Source organism: Aromatoleum toluvorans, from assembly GCF_012910905.1.
Lineage (GTDB): Bacteria > Pseudomonadota > Gammaproteobacteria > Burkholderiales > Rhodocyclaceae > Aromatoleum > Aromatoleum toluvorans.
Genome location: NZ_WTVN01000031.1, coordinates 12,551 through 29,119 on the forward strand (window position 1 = coordinate 12,551; position 16,569 = coordinate 29,119).

A 16,569-nucleotide genomic window follows, 5' to 3' on the forward strand; every position below is an offset into this window, starting at 1 on the left:
TCGGGAGGCTAGGATCGGAAAACGCCGAAGGAGATGGCGGGGGGTGGCGCCGTGGTGCGCGCGAGGAATTCGGGAAGAACGTCCGGCAGCGTCGGGGCCACGACAAGCGCGATGGGAAGGGCGACTGCCAACAGCGGCAGCGCGACTCCGAGCGGCTCCGGCAGCTGCGTCGGCGCCGTCGCCTTGCTGTCCTGCTGCCCGTGCTCGAGGCAGCGGTTCGGGTCGGCGGGGTCAAGCGTCGGGCAACAATCCCCACCCGTCTCCATCCCCGCGCCTTCCATGGCCCGGGGCAATTCGACGGCCTTCGCCACGCCCGGACAGGCGTACGCCGCCACCACCAGCTGCATGAACAGCAGCAGGGCGACGGCCAGGCGGGCAATGAAGCGGCGGTAGGTTCGTATCATGAATTGTTATTGCCGGAGCTGCTCCAGCCTATAAGACTTTCGACAGATCTGCCAACAGGAAAACGGATCTGTCGCGCCGATGGTCAGGCTCGCCGGCCCGCCATGGGCTATTCGCCCGCCACGTGCGCGCCTGACCCCGCCGTGGCCAGCGCGGTGTCGGAGGTGGCAAAGCTGCTCGTGATGTAGTCCGCGAGGCAGCGTACCGCCTCGGTGGTCGCCTCCGGTCGTTCGTACAGGCGCACGTCGAGCTGCCCCATCGCGGGGAAGCCGTCGCGCTCGCCCAGCGTCCGCACGCCCTCGGGTACGGTGCTGCCGGCGAGCAGCGTCACGCCCAGGCCGGCGCGCACCGCGGCGATGATGCCGCTGTAGCTGGAACTCATGTAGGCGATGCGCCAGGCCCGCTGCTGGCGGCCGAGCGTCTGCAGCACGCGGTTGCGGTAGATGCACGGCGGCGGCGCGACCACCAGCGACAGCGGCCGTTGCGTGTGGCGCTCGTGGTCCATGCTGGTGATCCATACCAGCGGTTCGGTGAGCACCTTGTTGCCGCCGCGTTCCTCCGGGTCGTCGTGCAGCGCGATGACGAGGTCGAACTCGCCTTTCTCCTGGCGCGCGAGCAGGTTCTTGCTCAGGTCGCAGGTGACCTCGAGCATCACGCCGGGGTGCGCCTGCGCAAACTTGCCGAGGATTACCGGCAAGAGTGAAGCGGTGTATTCGTGCGGCGCGCCCAGGCGCACGCTGCCGGCGACCTTGGGCCGGCGCAGGCTGCTCACCGCCTCGTCGTTCAGCGCGAGCATCCGTCGCGCGTAACCGGCCAGCGTGGTCCCTTCCTCGGTGAGTTTCACGCGGTGCGTGCCGCGCACGAACAGCGGCGCGTCCAGCAGTTCTTCCAGACGCCTGATCTGCAGGCTCACGGCGGACTGCGTGCGGCCGACGACTTCGCCGGCGCGGGTAAAGCTGCCCGTTTCCACGGCCTTCAGGAAGGTGCGAAGCAGCTCGGTGGGGATGTTTGGCATGGCAGGCCGGGCATTTGGCGAATTAATGATTTTATTTCAACTATCAAGATCGCTCATGTCAACAGGTTGATACCATTCTTTTCGTCATTGAAGCAGACCCTTGCATCAGCCGATACCAAACCAGGAGACCTCATGAGCACGATCAAATACACCGAAGACCACGAGTGGCTGCGCGTCGAGGGCGACGTCGCGACGGTCGGGATCACCGATTATGCGCAGAACGCGCTGGGCGACATCGTCTTTGTGCAGCTGCCCGACGTGGGCGCGAGCTTTGTGGCGGGCGACGAAGCGGCGGTCATCGAATCGGTGAAGGCTGCCGGCGAACTGAAGATGCCGCTGGCGGGCACCGTCGTCGAAGTCAACGCCGCGCTGGCCGATGCGCCCGCGACCGTCAACGAGGATCCGCAGGGCGCGGGCTGGTTCATCCGTATCCGCCTCGCCGATCCGTCCGCGCTCGACGGCCTGCTCGACCAGGCCGCCTACGACGCGTTGACCGCCTGATCGACCTTCCACCGCAGGCTACTACCGCGGCTGATGCACCACCGGGCGCCCCGCACTCGCCGGGCGCTCGCCGGAGTCCTCTCATGCAGAACACAAGCACCCCCACCCCGACAGCCGGAATCAAGCTGCGCGGCGCCGACAAGACCGCGCGCATTCCGGTCAAGATCGTCCCGATCACGCCCGCCGAGCAGCTGCGCAAGCCGGAATGGATCCGCGCGGCCTTCCGCGGCACGAAGAGCGTGCGCGAGCTCACCGGCACGCTGCGCGACAACCGCCTGCACACCGTGTGCGAGGAAGCCAACTGCCCGAACCTGGGCGAATGCTTCAACCACGGCACGGCGACCTTCATGATCATGGGGGCGATCTGCACGCGGCGTTGCCCGTTCTGCGACGTGGGCCACGGCCGCCCGCTGCCGCTGGACCCGGAGGAACCGAAGAACCTCGCCGAAACCGTCACCGGCATGCGCCTGAAGTACGTCGTGATCACCTCGGTCGACCGCGACGACCTGCGCGACGGCGGGGCGCAGCATTTCGCCGACTGCATCCGCGAGACGCGCGCCGCCAACCCCGGCATCACGGTCGAAGTGCTGACGCCGGACTTCCGCGGCCGCGTCGACCTCGCGCTCGACCTTCTTGCCGCCGAGCCGCCCGATGTCTTCAACCACAACATCGAGACCGTGCCGCGCCTGTACCGCGAGGTGCGTCCCGGCGCCGACTACGAACATTCGCTCGACCTGCTCGCGGCCTTCAAGGCGCGCCACCCCGAGGTCGCGACCAAGTCCGGCCTGATGCTGGGCGTGGGCGAGACGCGCGAGGAGATCGAGGCGACGCTGGCCGACCTGCGCGCCCACAACGTCGACATGGTGACGATCGGCCAGTACCTGCAACCCAGCCTGCACCACCTGCCGGTGCGCCGCTACGTGACGCCGGCCGAGTTCGACGAGCTGCGCGTGGTCGGCGAGAAGATGGGCTTCCGCCACGTCGCCTCCGGCCCGATGGTGCGCTCGTCCTACCACGCCGACCTGCAGGCGCGCGGCGTGATCGGAGGCTGACGGCGATGAACGGAATCTGGAGCGTCAGGATCGAACGGCTGGAAACGCGGCTCGCGGTCGGCCTCTACGACGACGAGCAGGATGCGCAGCCGGTGTGGGTCTCCGTGACCCTGACCGGCCTCGCGCCGACCGTGCCGGGCGACCTCGGCGACTGCCTCGACTACGAACCGCTGTGCCGCTGGCTCGCGACCGAATGGCCGGGCACCCCGCACACGCCGCTGCTGGAGACGCGCATCAACGAGGTGTTCGATTTCGCCTTCGCTCTCGACCCGCGCGTGCAGGAGGTGTCGGTCGGCCTCTACAAGCAGCGCGTGAGCCGCTACGCGACCGCAGTCGGCATCGAACGCACCACGAACCGCGGCGAACACGCCCGCATCAGACAGAACGCAGACGCACGCACCCGGAAGAGGGCCGAACATGTCGCAAGCATTGAATGATCCGGCGCGCTTCGCGCTGACCTTCGCCGCCGCGGGAGAACGCGGCCAGACCGCCGCCGTGACTGCGCTGCTGGAAGCGCACGGTGCCTACATCGAGGAATTCACGGTCTTCGACGACGTCCTCAGCGGGCGCTTCTACCTGCGCACGACCTTCCGCGTCGTTGACGCGACCGATGCCGCGCTTGCCGCGCTGCGCAGCGAGTATGTCGCATTGCGCAGCCGCTTCCGCGACTCCGAAGGCGAGATCCACGACCTGCGGCGCCCGATGCGCGTGCTGCTGATGGTGTCGAAGGCCGACCACTGCCTGCGCGACCTGCTCGACCAGTGGCGCCGCGGCGAGCTGCCGATGGAGATCGTCGGCGTGGCGTCGAACCACACCCTGCTCGAACCGCTCGCGACCGCGGAAGGATTGCCCTTCCACCACCTGCCGATCACGGCCGACACCAAGCCGCAGCAGGAAGCGGCGCTGCTCGCGCTGATCGAATCGAGCGGCGCGGAACTGGTCGTGCTGGCGCGCTACATGCAGGTGCTGTCGGACGACATGTGCCGGCGGCTGGCCGGCCGCGTCATCAACATCCACCATTCCTTCCTGCCCGGCTTCAAGGGCGCGCGCCCCTACGAGCAGGCGCATGCCCGCGGCGTCAAGCTGATCGGCGCGACCGCGCATTTCGCGACCACCGACCTCGACGAAGGCCCGATCATCGAGCAGGCGGTCGAGCGCGTGGACCACGCCTTCACGCCCGAGCAGCTCCTGAGCACCGGCCGCCACGTCGAATGCCTCGCGCTCGGCCGCGCGCTGCATTACGTGCTGCAGCATCGCGTGTTCATCAACGGCCTGCGCACCGTGGTGCTGCGCTAATCATCATGGCGAACCTGCGTTTCGACTTCCCCGCCGATGCCGCGGGCGCCGCGCCGCTGCACTTCCGCCGGCCGCGTCTGCGTCTCGTGGCCCACCGGCCCGAAGCCGTGCCCGCCGTGCTCGCCCGCGCCGACACGCTCGCGCGGGCCGGCGAGTGGGTCGCGGGCTTCGTGACCTATGAAGCGGGCGCGGCCTTCGATCCCGCGTTCCGCTTCCGGCCGCGCTCGGCGCTGCCGCTCGCGTGGTTCGGCGTGTTCGACGCGCCGGACGCCGTCGACGAGGAAACGCGGCGCGGCGCGGTGCGTTGCGACGACTGGCAGCCGGGCGTCGAGCGCGGGCGCTACGACGCCGACATCCAGCGCATCCTCGACCACATCCGTGCCGGCGACGTGTACCAGATCAACCACACGATCCGTCTGCACGGCCGCTTCGACGGCGATCCCCGCGACCTCTACGCGCACCTGCGCGCAGGGCAGCCGGACGGCTACTGCGCGCTGCTCGACCTCGGGCGCCACCGCATCCTGTCGCTGTCGCCCGAGCTTTTCTTCCGCCGCGACGGCGACCGCCTGATCTCCAAGCCGATGAAGGGCACGCTCGCGCGCGGCAGCACCCCCGAGCAGGATGCACAGCACGCCGCGACGCTGGCCGCTTCCGAGAAGAACCGCGCCGAGAACCTGATGATCGTGGATCTCATCCGCAACGACCTGTCGCGGGTGGCACGACCGCACAGCGTCGAGGTGCCCGAGCTCTTCTCGATCGAGACCTACCCGACCGTGCATCAGATGACCTCGACGGTGTCGGCCGAACTGCGCGCGGACGCGGATCTCGCGGACATCTTCGCCGCGCTCTTCCCCTGCGGCTCGATCACCGGTGCGCCCAAGATCAAGGCGATGGAGATCATCGCCGGCCTCGAAGCCGAACCGCGCGGCATCTACTGCGGCGCGATCGGCCTGCTGAAGCCGGGCGGCGACGCGATCTTCAACGTCGCGATCCGCACGCTGGCGCTCGACGGCATGACCGGTCGCGCCGAGTACGGCGTCGGCGGCGGCATCACGGCGGACTCGGTCGCGCACGACGAATACGAGGAGATGCGCGCGAAGGCCCGCATTTTGAAGTGTGCGGCATGAAGTGGGGGCGCGGATGGCGAGTTGGGGCGGGGCAACTTGCCGCCACCGGCTCAAATCTGCAAAAACCTGTCGCTTAACGGACATCGTTCCGCCGCATACAGCCGTAAATTTCCAGAACGGGCATTTTTGGTCGGATTCCACACCCGACGTATCCATTCATAACGACAACCAGCCACGCACACAAAGGGGCAGGGCAGCCACATGAAACCGATCAAGAGCATCCTCGTCGCCAACCGTGGCGAAATCGCGATCCGCGTGTTCCGCGCCGCGAGCGAACTGGGCATCCGCACGGTGGCGATCTTCGCCAACGAGGACCGCTTCGCGCTGCACCGCTTCAAGGCCGACGAGTCCTATCTGGTCGGCAACGGCCAGAAGCCCATCGCCGCCTACCTCGACATTGCGGACATCATCCGCGTCGCGAAGGACGCGCAAGTCGATGCGATCCACCCCGGCTACGGCTTCCTGTCCGAGAACCCCGAGTTCGCCGAAGCCTGCGCCGCGGCCGGCATCGCCTTCATCGGCCCGCAGCCGCAGGTGATGCGCGACCTCGGCAACAAGGTCGCCGCGCGCAACCTCGCGATCGCCGCGGGCGTGCCGGTCGTGCCCGCCACCGGCGTCTTGCCGCGCGACCTCGACGAGATCAAGCGCCTCGCGCGCCAAGTCGGCTACCCGCTGATGCTGAAAGCCAGCTGGGGCGGCGGCGGCCGCGGCATGCGCGCGATCGAGAACGAAGAAGAACTCCCCGGCCTGCTGGACGTCGCCCGCCGCGAAGCACTCGCCGCCTTCGGCAACGACGAGGTGTACCTCGAGAAGCTGGTGCGCCGCGCCCGCCACGTCGAAGTACAGGTCCTGGGCGACACGCACGGCAACCTCGTACATCTCTTCGAGCGCGATTGCTCGGTGCAGCGACGCAACCAGAAAGTCGTCGAACGCGCCCCCGCCCCCTACCTGGACGGCGCCCGCCGCACCGAGCTGTGCGACGCCGCGCTCAAGCTCTGTCATGCCGCGCACTACACCCACGCCGGCACCGTCGAATTCCTGATGGACGCCGACACCGGCGCCTTCTACTTCATCGAAGTCAATCCGCGCATCCAGGTCGAGCACACCGTCACCGAACAGGTCACCGGCGTCGACATCGTCAAGGCGCAGATCCGCGTCACCGAAGGCGCGAGGATCGGGGCGGAAGACGCCTACCTCCCGGCGCAATCGGCCATCCGCCTCAACGGCCACGCGCTGCAGTGCCGCGTCACGACCGAAGACCCGGAGAACAGCTTCACCCCCGACTACGGCCGCATCACCGCCTACCGCAGCGCCGCGGGCTTCGGCCTGCGCCTCGACGGCGGCACCGCCTACTCGGGCGCAGTGATCACCCCGTTCTACGATTCGCTGCTGGTGAAGGTCACCGCCTGGGGCCACAGCCCGGACGAAGCCATCTCCCGCATGGACCGCGGCCTGCGCGAGTTCCGCATCCGCGGCGTGTCGTCCAACCTGCAGTTCCTCGAGAACGTCATCGCGCATCCGCTCTTCAAGTCCGGCGAATGCACGACGCGCTTCATCGACACCACGCCCGAACTCTTCCGCTTCCAGAAGCGCCAGGACCGCGCGACCAAGCTGCTGAAATTCCTCGGCGAAGTCAGCGTCAACGGCAACCCCGAGATGGCCGGGCGCCAGGCGCCCAGGCTCCCGCTCGCGAAGCCGATCAAGCCGCAGGTCGACCTCGCGGCAGCGCCCGCCGCCGGCACGCGCGACCGCCTCAAGGAGCTGGGCCCGCAGCGCTTCGCCGAGTGGATGAAGAACGAAAAGCGTGTGCTGCTGACCGACACGACGATGCGCGACGCGCACCAGTCGCTCTTCGCCACCCGCATGCGCACGCGCGACATGCTCGAGATCGCGCCGCACTACGCACGCCTGGTGCCCGAGCTTTTCTCGCTCGAATGCTGGGGCGGCGCGACCTTCGACGTGGCGCTGCGCTTCCTCAAGGAAGACCCGTGGGAGCGCCTCGCGCGCCTGCGCCAGGCGGTGCCCAACGTGCTGTTCCAGATGCTGCTGCGCGCCTCGAACGCCGTCGGCTACACGAACTACTCCGACAACGTCGTGCGCTACTTCGTGCAGCAGGCGGGGAAGGAGGGCATCGACGTCTTCCGCGTGTTCGATTCGCTCAACTGGATCGACAACATGCGCGTCGCGATGGACGCAGTGAATGAAGCGGGCGCGCTGTGCGAAGGCACGATCTGCTACACCGGCGACCTCTTCGACGCGAGCCGCCCGAAGTACAACCTGCAGTACTACGTCAACCTCGCCAAACAGCTCGAAAAGGCCGGCGCCCATATCCTCGGCATCAAGGACATGGCCGGCGTGTGCAAGCCGCGCGCCGCCAGGGCATTGGTCAAGGCGCTGAAGGAAGAAGTGGGCCTGCCGATCCACTTCCACACCCATGACACCTCCGGCATTGCCGCCGCGAGCGTGCTCGCCGCGATCGAAGCGGGTGTCGACGCCGTCGACGGCGCGATGGACGCGATGAGCGGCCTCACCGCGCAGCCCAACCTCGGCTCGATCGCCGCCGCCTTGGCCGGTTCCGAGCGCGACACCGGGCTCGACCTCGACGCGATGCAGTCGCTGTCGCACTACTGGGAAGGCGTGCGCCGCGCCTACGCGCCCTTCGAGGCCGACATCCGCTGCGGCACCTCCGACGTGTACAAGCACGAGATGCCCGGCGGGCAGTACACGAACCTGCGCGAGCAGGCCCGCGCGATGGGGATCGACCACCGCTGGCCGGAAGTCTCGCAGGCCTACGCCGACGTGAACCAGCTCTTCGGCGACATCGTGAAGGTCACGCCGACGTCGAAAGTCGTCGGCGACCTGGCCCTCTTCATGGTCGCCAACGACCTCACGCCCGCGGAAGTGCGCGACCCCGCGAAGGAAATCGCCTTCCCCGAGTCGGTGATCTCGCTCTTCAAGGGCGAACTCGGCTTCCCGCCTGACGGCTTCCCGAAGGAGCTCGAGCGCAAGGTGCTGAAAGGCGCCGAGCCGCTCGCGGGCCGGGCCGGGGACTTCCTGCCCGCCGTCGACCTCGACGCCGCGCGTGCCGACGCCGAAGCCGCCACCGGCCGCCAGATCTCCGACACCGACCTCGCCTCCTGGCTGATGTATCCCAAGGTCTTCAAGGACTACGCCGCGCACCATGCGCGCTTCGGCGACGTGTCGCTGCTGCCCACGCCGGTGTTCTTCTACGGCCTCAAGGACCGCGAGGAGATCAGCGTCGACATCGAGAAGGGCAAGAGCCTGATCGTGCGCCAGACCGGTAGCAGCGACACGCCGGACGAGGAGGGCCGCGTAAAGGTCTTCTTCGAGCTGAATGGCCAGCCGCGCCTGCAGCGCATCCCCAAGGCCGGCGCCGCCCCGACCGGACGCCGCCACCCGAAGATCGACGAGGCCAACCCCAACCACATCGGCGCGCCGATGCCCGGTGCCGTCGTGACGGTCGCGGTGCACGCCGGCCAGAAGATCGCCAAGGGCACGCCGCTGGTGTCGATCGAGGCGATGAAGATGGAAACCGCGCTCACCGCCGAGCGCGACGCGGTCGTCAAGGCGGTGTTCGTGAAGCCCGGCGACAAGGTCGCCGCGAAGGATCTGCTGGTCGAGCTGCAGTAAGCGCGACCCCTACAGCGTTCTCCCCTCCTCTCCAGAGGGCTTGCCGGCCCGGGGCTTCGTGCCCCGGGCCGTTTTTTCGTCTGCAGCGCCACGTGCCCGCACGCCTCCTCGAGCGGGGCCGCGGGCTCCCCCTTCACGCCTCAGCCCTGTCGCAACGTCCTCCCAGCGGGCCGGCTGTCGACTCATTGGCAGACCGCGTTGCGCAGGCGGATCGTGCCGGCGCTGCGATAGGTGCGTGCCACCGTGCCGCCGACCTTGACGCGCTGGCCCTTCCTCATCTGCAGCAGGTCGCCGCAGCCGTGCGAGCCCGCGAGCAGCACGGTGACGCCGAGGCCGTCCTCGGCGACGATCTCGAATTCGTCCTTGCCGTAGACCTGTTTGACGCTGCCCGATGCAACAAAGGGCTTGTCGAGACAGGCCTTCTCGGCGGCATCGTCGAGGAAATAGGCAGTGTTCGTGCGGTCGCGGTTCAGTTCGTCGAATCCTGCCTTGGAGCAGGTGATCGCGGCGCTTGCCACGCCGGACAGCAGCAGGCCCGCGACGGCGGCGGCGAGTTGGCGGAATGCGATGTGCAGCATGATTTCATCCTTCACGGGAAAAATCCGGGTGTCGATAACCCCGCCGTTCAATACGTCTCGGGGTTGTGATTGTCGTTGTGGCAGTTCATGTAGCAGCGCCCGTGGCCGGCCGAGGTGCGCTCCCATTTCAGCAGCCCCGCCGAGTTGCGCTTCACGATCGAGATGTCCCAGTTGATCAGGCGGCTGTTGTTCGTCGCGTTGCCCTGGGTCGAGGAAATGCCGTGCGGGTCGTGGCAGGCGCTGCAGGGCGTGCGGATGCTTACGACGTGCTTGCGGTGCACGGTGCTCGACACGCTGGTGCTCGAGTTGAGCAGGATGTTGCGGTCGTGGCACTTGTAGCACAGCGCGTAGGCGCCGGCGCTTTCGGTGGTGAAGTCGGCGGTCAGGTACTGGCGCTCGAGCAGCGGGGCGTACTTCGAGCCGTGCGGGCCGTCGGGGCCGATGCCGCCCGCGCCGGGGCCGGCATCGTTGCTGTGGCAATCGCTGCACTTGATGATGCTGGCCGTGGTCCATGGCGCCTTCAGGTCGGGGACGCTGGTGCCCTTGCCCGCGCCGGCGACCGGATGATACGACGGGTTCGACGTGCTGAACTCGAGCCGCGTGTTGGTCTGCACGATCTGGCGGGGGATGTGGGCGGCGGGCTTGCCGGGGCTGTCGCCATGACAGCGGAAGCACAGCTGGTATTCCGCGGTGGCGGGTTCGACCGCGGTGCCGCCGATCGTGACGCCGCGCACGCCGGTGAGGGAACCGGGCAGGGCGCCGGCCGAGCCGGATTTCGCCGCGTGGGGATTGTGGCAGTCGGCGCATTCGACGTGGCGGGTCTGCGACACCGTCGGCTCGGCGGCATCGTGGACGCCGGTGGTCGTTGCGACCGGGTGGGCCGAGGCCTTGGCGAACTCCGCCTTGATGTTCTTCGCCGCGACGTTGCCGTTATGGCAGTGGTTGCAGTTGTCCTCCTCCTTGGCATCGTTGAGCAGCCACTTGCGGCCGCCGGCCGAGTGCGGGCGGTGGCAGTTCTCGCAGCCGTTGGCGGCGACGGTGGTGCCGCTGGTGTGCGGCCACGGACTGGTGCCGACGCCGTTCCAGGTCGCCGTCGACAACTTGTGGCTGCTGGTGCTCCACTGTGCCGGCTGATGGCAGGTCTGGCACAGCGCGGAGGCGGTGTTCGGCATCACCAGGAACTTGCCGTTGGTGTCGTCGTGGGCGTCATGGCAGGACGTGCATTGCAGCTTGCCGCCGGCGTCGAGGCGCACCTTGGCGGTCAGCGTCGCCGGGTCGGCGAGCTCGCCGCGGGTGGTCGCCAGCGCCGCGTTGTACAGGATCGACACCGGGTGGTCGTCGGACAGGTCGGTGCCGAGGTTGCTGTGCCCGGCCGGCATCGTCGTCACGCCGCCCGCCATCGTCGTGACTTGGCTGCGGCTGCGCAGGTCGCCGAGGGCGATGGTGCCGTCGTGACAGGAGAGGCAGTCGAGCGAGGCGCCGTCCGGTTGGCCGGAGGCGGCCTTGGCGGTGGAGCTCGTGTAGGGGGTGTAGCCGCCGGTGCGCGCACGGCGGTTCCACAGCGGTTCGCTCGGCGAGGCGTTGTGGGAGATGTGGCAAAAGACGCACACCTGCGTCTCGCTCGCCGCCTTGACCGTCCCCGGGCCGCTCGCCGACAGGTTGTGCTTGCTCGCGACGATGCCGGCGCCGGCGGGCAGGGCGGCGAGCAGCAGCGTCGCGGCGAACGCGAGTGCCACCGGCAATCCGGCGAGGGGCCGGGCCGAGGTCCGCGCCGTCATGCGGCCCCGCCCAGGTAGCGCAGCACCTGCACGCGCCGGTTGTAGGAGTCGGCGACATAGATGTAGCCGTCGCTGCCGACGAAGATGCCGGCCGGCAGCCAGAAGTCGCCGCGCTCGCGTCCCTGCTGGCCGACCGGGAGCAGGAAGCGGCCAGCCTCGTCGAAGATCTGCAGGCTGTGGAGCAGGGCGTCGACGAGATAGATGTGGCCGTCGCGGTCGGTCGCGACGCCCTTCGGCCGCGGCGTGTCGCCGGGCACGTCGCCCGAGCGGCCGAAGACGCCGGCGACGCGGCCGTCTGCGTCGAAAATCTGGATGCGGAAGTTGAGCGAATCGGTCACGTACAGGCGGCCGTCGGCCCCGCGCCACAGCGCCGTCGGGAAGTTGAACTCGCCCGGGCCTTCGCCCCGCCGGCCGATGCTCGTCTGCAGGCGCAGGTCGTGGTCGAACACGAGGATGCGATGGGCGCCGGTGTCGACGACGAGGAGGTGCCCTGCCGCGGGGTCGAAGGCGATGCCGGTCGGCTGGACCGGCGGGCTGTCGAGCACGAGCGGCGCGGCGGTCCGTTCGCCCGGCTTGATCACCAGCACGCGTGCGAGCCGGGAATCGGTGACATACACGTCGCCTGCGGCGCCTTCGGCGAGGCCCACGGGCGAGGGCAGCGGCGTGCCGCCCGGTCCGCGCACCAGGGTGTAGCCGCCGCCGAGCGGGTCGAAACGGTGCACGCCCTGCACGCCCGGGTCGGCGACGTAGATGACGCCCTTGACCGCGACGACGGCCATCGGGCGCACCATGCGGGCCTCGTCGGCGCCCAACAGGAGGTCCTGCATGCGTTCGAGCAGGCTCCGCGTGATGCCCAGGTCGGCAGGCCCGGCGATGCTGCGGATGTAGGCGATGCGCGCGGTTTCCGGCGCCGGCGGCCAGACGAGCGGCGGGCCTGTGGGCGCGTCGGGCCGGCTGCCGGTGCAGCCCGCGAGGGCGGCGACGAGCGCGAGGACGTGAGCGAGGCGGAAGGCGGTCGCGACGACGGAGAAGCGTCGGGGCGTCATCGTCAGAGATCCCGCCGCAGGCTGATCTGGAACAGCGTATGGCTGCGCTCGAACCCGGCCTGGGTCTCGCGTCCGTGCGCGAGCCGTGCGTTCATCGCCAGCTTGCGCTCGCGCCACTGCGCGTTGATCGCGTTGTCCACGCGGCAGCGCACCGTCGGGCCGCCGCGGTCGCATTCGAAATTGCGCACCGCCGACACATCGACGCCCATCCAGCGCGCCGAAAAACGCAGGCCGTAGCCGCGCAGGTCCATGTCCTGCGCGGAACTGGCGTAGTCCATCGTCATCCGGTGCAGCGTCACCCCGACATTGCCGAGATCGAACAGCGGTTCCTCGGTCTGCAGGTACAGGTCGGCGGCGTTGCGCACGAGCGGGCTGATCGGGTCGACGATGCGTTCGTGCTCGACCGTCGCGCCGGCCGACAGCGGGACGCCCGCTGCGCTGAACGGCAGGTCCGTGCGTAGGCCGTAAAGCCGGCTGCGCGAGTCGCCGAGCGCGAAGGTGGGCGTGCCCGACAGGACCTCCACCGTCGAGCGCGATTCGCGCAGGTAGAGGCTCAGGCGCTGGGACAGGGACCAGCCGAGGTTGAAGGTCTGGTCGGTTTCCGCGCTGGCGAAGGTGCCGCCGAGGTCGTACGCGTAGTCGACCAGCACGTCCTCGCCGTCGAGGATGCTGCCGCCGATGAGGCGCTGAAGGCGCGTCGTCTGTCCGACCGTGGTGAGCGTGTAGTCGATGTTTTCGACATAGACCTGCGAGCGAGTCAGGTTGCTGACGACGACGCTGCCGGCGACGACGCGCGCCTGCGACAGCGCGCTCGGCGAGGTTCCGCCGAGGATCGTGCGCTCGCCGATCGCGCGCGCGTCGGACGCCTGTGCCCGCTGGCTGCGCTGATCGTGGCGCACCCGGTAGCTCGCCGTCAGGGTGCCGAGGGGCAAGGCCTGCTGGCGACGCACCATCGCGTCGACGCCGCGGTCGCTCACCGAGAAGGGGCCGGCCTGCTGCGTCTCGATGCGTCCGCCCGCCGACAGCTCCAGTTCCTTGTCCGGCGACCAGGCGATGCCCGAGGAGGCGCTCTGCGTCACCGCCGCGCGGTCCCCGTTGTCGTTGTTGCTGTAGTGCGCGGTGCCGAAGCTGGTGAGCGCGTCGGAATGCTTCATGCGCAGGTCGAGGAGCAGGTTGAGGTCGGACTGCTGCGGCATCGCCCGTCCATCGACCACGAAATCGTGCCGGTTGAGCGACACGAGGTTGAGCAGCTCGTGCTCGCCGTCGGTCCCGAAGGGCAGGCGCGTGTCGATGTCGAGGCTCCCGCTGTCCGACGTCGACGACTGGATCGGCAGGCTGGTGCTGCCGCTCAGCGATTCCTGGCGGACGGCCTGGAACTGGACCTGCGTCGCCCCCTGCTTGCCGATGTCGCGCGAAAGGCGCAGGTTCAGCTGGTCGGTGCGGTCGTGCATCACGCGCTCGTCGCTGCGGCCGTTCGATTCCGAGCGTGTCAGTTCGAAGCGCAGCGGCGTCGGCAGCGCGGCGGCGGTCGCCGCGACCTCCATGCCGTAGCGCGAGGTCTCCTGCTGCAGGGTCTGCCCGGGGGCGATCGACAGCACCGGGTTCAGGTGCTCGTAGAACAGCGCTCCGCTCACCGGCTTGCCGCGGAGGAAGTTCGCGCGCCCGACGAGGTTGTACAGCACGCCGCGCGACTGCGTCGTGCCGCCGTCCGTCTCGAGCGCGCCGGCCTGCAGGATCGGCCCGCCGCCGATGTCCAGCGTCACGAAGTTCGGGTGGTAGACGTAGCTGTGCGTCATCAGGAAGACTTCGTTCCGCCAGTCCGAATCGCCCTGCGTCGAGCGCGTGACGCCCGCGGGGCCGGCCTGGCGCGTCGCGTCGCGGTTGCCGAGATAGTTCGTCGACACGTGACCTTCAACGTCCGTCAGGTTGAACAACGCGACCTCCTGTGCCGCGGCGCCCGCGCTGAAGCCGGCGAGCAGCGACACCAGCGCGCGCCCGGCCAGTGCTTGCGCCGGCCGGAGCCGCGCCGCGTCGGCGCATCGTCGCATGCGTCAATCCCCTTCGCCCCCTCAGCGGGCGGCGAGGGCCGGCCCGGCCGCGGCGGCCGCCGGATCATCCATGCCGCTCATGCTGCCGAAGGCGAACACGTCGACCTTGTTGGGCCCGAACTGGCTCGCCACGAGCACCAGGTACTCGACCTTGAAGCCCGGTGCGACGAACTGGCGGAAGGCCTCGATGCCCTCGTAGCTCACCGTGACGCCTGCGGGCAGGCTCAGGCCTTCCGCCCCTTCGCCGGCCTGGCCGAAATCCATCAGGATGCGGCCGGTGGCGTCGAAGATCTGGACGTTCTCGAACGCGGCGTCGCCGACGTACATGCGCCCCGCGCGGTCGATCGCGATGCCCTTGGGACGGGCGAAGCTGCCCGGCACCGAGCCGACCGCACCGTAGGTGCGGACGGGTTTGCCTTCCGGGGTGAAGCGCTGCACGCGGTAGTTGCCGGTCTCGACGACGTAGAGGTCGCCGTCCGTGCCGAGCGCGATGTTGGTCGGGTGGAACAGCTCGCCGATCTCCGATCCCGCCTGCCCGAAGGTGAACAGGCTGCGGCCGGAGCGCTTGTCGAGCACATGCACCTGATGATGCGTGATGTCGGTGACGTACAGCCGCTCGCCGACGATGGCCAGGTCGATCGGCTTGAACTGGCCCTGGCGGCCGTAGGCGGCGACGAAGCGGTCGTCGCGGTCATAGACGAGGACCTGCTCGCGCCCGCCGTCGGTGACGTACTTCGTGCCGTCGCTGTCGATGCGCACGTTGAGCGGCTGCTTCATGCGTCCGCCGCCGACCCCCGCGACGAGCGAGAAACGCCGCTGCGCCATGTCGAACACCGCAAGGCCGGGCGCGCGGCTGTCGGCGACGTAGACCTTGCTGCCGGTCATCGCCACGCCATAGGGCTGGACCAGCTGATGCCGTTCGCCTTCGTTGCCGAGGATGAATTCGGCGAACTTGCCCTTTTCAGCGGCAAGGTCGCGCTCGCCGGCGAGCGTTGTCAGGTACTGGATGCGCGGCGGGTTCGGCAGCGACGGATAGAACACCGGCGCGGCAGCGTCCGCGGCCCGTGCCGCGGCGGGTTTGCTCGGCGTGGAGGCGCAGCCGGCGAGCGACAGCGCCAGCAGGGTCGCCGCTGCCGCGGGCAGGAGGCGGCGGAAGAAGGGAAGGGCGTGGTTCATGATCGGGCTCGTGACGATGGCGGGGCGTGCGCCGCCGCCCCCCCGCCGAAGCGCCGGGGACGGCAGCCGCATGCGCGGGACTACTTGTTGTGGCAGTCGAGGCAGATCTTGCTGCCGGCTTGCGTCACCTTGACCAGACCGCTGCCTTTGCCACCGACGGTGAAGGTGTTATGCACGTCGTGGCAGGAGCCGCATTCCATCTTGCCGCCGAAGAGGAGCACGGCGCTGATCGTGCCGGTCTTCGTCTGCGGCGCGGTGCCGATCGTGACGGACTTCGTGAGCGGGTCGTGCAGCGATCCGTTCGACGTCGCCAGCGCGCTGTCGTAGGTGAAGCCGATCGGGTGGGATTTCTTCAGGTCGGTGCCGATGTTGCTGCCGGCCGTGATCATCGTCGTGCCGGTCGTGCCGCCGAAGCTGTCGACCGCGATGGTGCCGTCATGGCAGGACAGGCACAGTTTCGACGTCCCGCCCGGCTGGGATACGGCCGCCTTCAGCGTGGCGCTGCTGTAGAGGCTGTAGGCCGTCGTCGACAGCGTGTGATTCCACAACGGTGCGTCGGCGACGCTCGTGTCGGATTTGTGCGGCGCATGGCAGGCGACGCAGATGCGGCCACCCGACCAGTTCAATGCGGAGAAATCGTGCGCCGACCCGGTGATCGTGCCTGCCCAGCCGGCGTGTGCCGCCAGCATCCCGATGCCGCCCACGAGCCATCCCGCGGCTCGCCCGCGCAGCTTTGATTGCCTCATCCCCTTGCCCCCTGATATGCCTTGAATGGCGCCTTTTGCGCCCGGTTATTATTGCGAATGCAATTGCGAATGATTCGTATTTGTGATGAAATATCTCAAAACGTGTTTGTACTGTCAAGCGCCGTTTGCAATGACGAGCGATCATCGCAGCGG

At 68.7% G+C, this 16,569-nt stretch carries 14 protein-coding genes; 6 read left to right on the forward strand and 8 right to left on the reverse strand.

Annotated features, from left to right (window positions below; translation table 11 throughout):
• Positions 1–8: 8 nt before the first annotated feature.
• Both GPA22_RS17425 and GPA22_RS17430 read right to left on the reverse strand, forming a co-directional pair.
• Positions 9–404, reverse strand: a complete 396-nt coding sequence (locus GPA22_RS17425) for a hypothetical protein (protein WP_169257327.1) — start codon at positions 402–404, stop codon at positions 9–11.
• Between the two features lie 107 nt (positions 405–511).
• Complete coding sequence (locus tag GPA22_RS17430) at positions 512–1,417, reverse strand: LysR substrate-binding domain-containing protein (RefSeq protein ID WP_169257328.1); 906 nt, start codon at positions 1,415–1,417, stop codon at positions 512–514.
• A gap of 132 nt (positions 1,418–1,549) precedes the next feature.
• Here GPA22_RS17430 and gcvH point away from each other — a divergent pair, with 132 nt between their 5' ends.
• The 6 genes from gcvH to GPA22_RS17460 all read left to right on the forward strand — a co-directional run bounded on the left by gcvH (position 1,550) and on the right by GPA22_RS17460 (position 9,044).
• Positions 1,550–1,918: a glycine cleavage system protein GcvH gene (gcvH, locus tag GPA22_RS17435; protein WP_169257329.1), complete on the forward strand. Its 369-nt coding sequence runs from the start codon at positions 1,550–1,552 to the stop codon at positions 1,916–1,918.
• Between the two features lie 83 nt (positions 1,919–2,001).
• Positions 2,002–2,970 (forward strand): lipoyl synthase, encoded by a 969-nt coding sequence (gene lipA, locus GPA22_RS17440; RefSeq protein ID WP_169257330.1) that lies wholly within the window; start codon positions 2,002–2,004, stop codon positions 2,968–2,970.
• Between the two features lie 5 nt (positions 2,971–2,975).
• On the forward strand, positions 2,976–3,407 hold the full coding sequence (locus GPA22_RS17445) for a dihydroneopterin aldolase (RefSeq protein ID WP_169257331.1): 432 nt from the start codon (positions 2,976–2,978) through the stop codon (positions 3,405–3,407).
• Positions 3,388–4,266, forward strand: a complete 879-nt coding sequence (locus GPA22_RS17450; protein WP_169257332.1) for a formyltetrahydrofolate deformylase — start codon at positions 3,388–3,390, stop codon at positions 4,264–4,266. The genes GPA22_RS17445 and GPA22_RS17450 overlap by 20 nt, the downstream gene beginning before the upstream one ends.
• Before the next feature lie 5 nt (positions 4,267–4,271).
• Positions 4,272–5,393, forward strand: a complete 1,122-nt coding sequence (pabB, locus tag GPA22_RS17455) for an aminodeoxychorismate synthase component I (protein ID WP_169257333.1) — start codon at positions 4,272–4,274, stop codon at positions 5,391–5,393.
• Between the two features lie 201 nt (positions 5,394–5,594).
• Entirely contained in the window at positions 5,595–9,044 is a 3,450-nt protein-coding gene (locus tag GPA22_RS17460; RefSeq protein ID WP_169257334.1) for a pyruvate carboxylase, read from the forward strand.
• A 182-nt stretch (positions 9,045–9,226) separates the two neighbouring features.
• Here GPA22_RS17460 and GPA22_RS17465 read toward each other — a convergent pair whose 3' ends face one another.
• From GPA22_RS17465 to GPA22_RS17490, 6 genes are all read right to left on the reverse strand, one after another.
• On the reverse strand, positions 9,227–9,622 hold the full coding sequence (locus GPA22_RS17465; RefSeq protein ID WP_169257335.1) for a hypothetical protein: 396 nt from the start codon (positions 9,620–9,622) through the stop codon (positions 9,227–9,229).
• A gap of 47 nt (positions 9,623–9,669) precedes the next feature.
• On the reverse strand, positions 9,670–11,400 hold the full coding sequence (locus tag GPA22_RS17470; protein WP_169257336.1) for a cytochrome c3 family protein: 1,731 nt from the start codon (positions 11,398–11,400) through the stop codon (positions 9,670–9,672).
• Positions 11,397–12,446: an NHL repeat-containing protein gene (locus tag GPA22_RS17475; RefSeq protein WP_169257337.1), complete on the reverse strand. Its 1,050-nt coding sequence runs from the start codon at positions 12,444–12,446 to the stop codon at positions 11,397–11,399. Before GPA22_RS17475 ends, GPA22_RS17470 begins: the two co-directional genes overlap by 4 nt.
• 2 nt (positions 12,447–12,448) lie before the next feature.
• A complete protein-coding gene (locus tag GPA22_RS17480) occupies positions 12,449–14,494 on the reverse strand; it encodes a hypothetical protein (protein WP_169257338.1) in 2,046 nt (681 codons plus the stop codon).
• A 21-nt stretch (positions 14,495–14,515) separates the two neighbouring features.
• On the reverse strand, positions 14,516–15,670 hold the full coding sequence (locus tag GPA22_RS17485; protein WP_169257339.1) for an NHL repeat-containing protein: 1,155 nt from the start codon (positions 15,668–15,670) through the stop codon (positions 14,516–14,518).
• An 80-nt stretch (positions 15,671–15,750) separates the two neighbouring features.
• On the reverse strand, positions 15,751–16,416 hold the full coding sequence (locus GPA22_RS17490; RefSeq protein ID WP_211169197.1) for a cytochrome c3 family protein: 666 nt from the start codon (positions 16,414–16,416) through the stop codon (positions 15,751–15,753).
• Positions 16,417–16,569 lie beyond the last annotated feature (153 nt).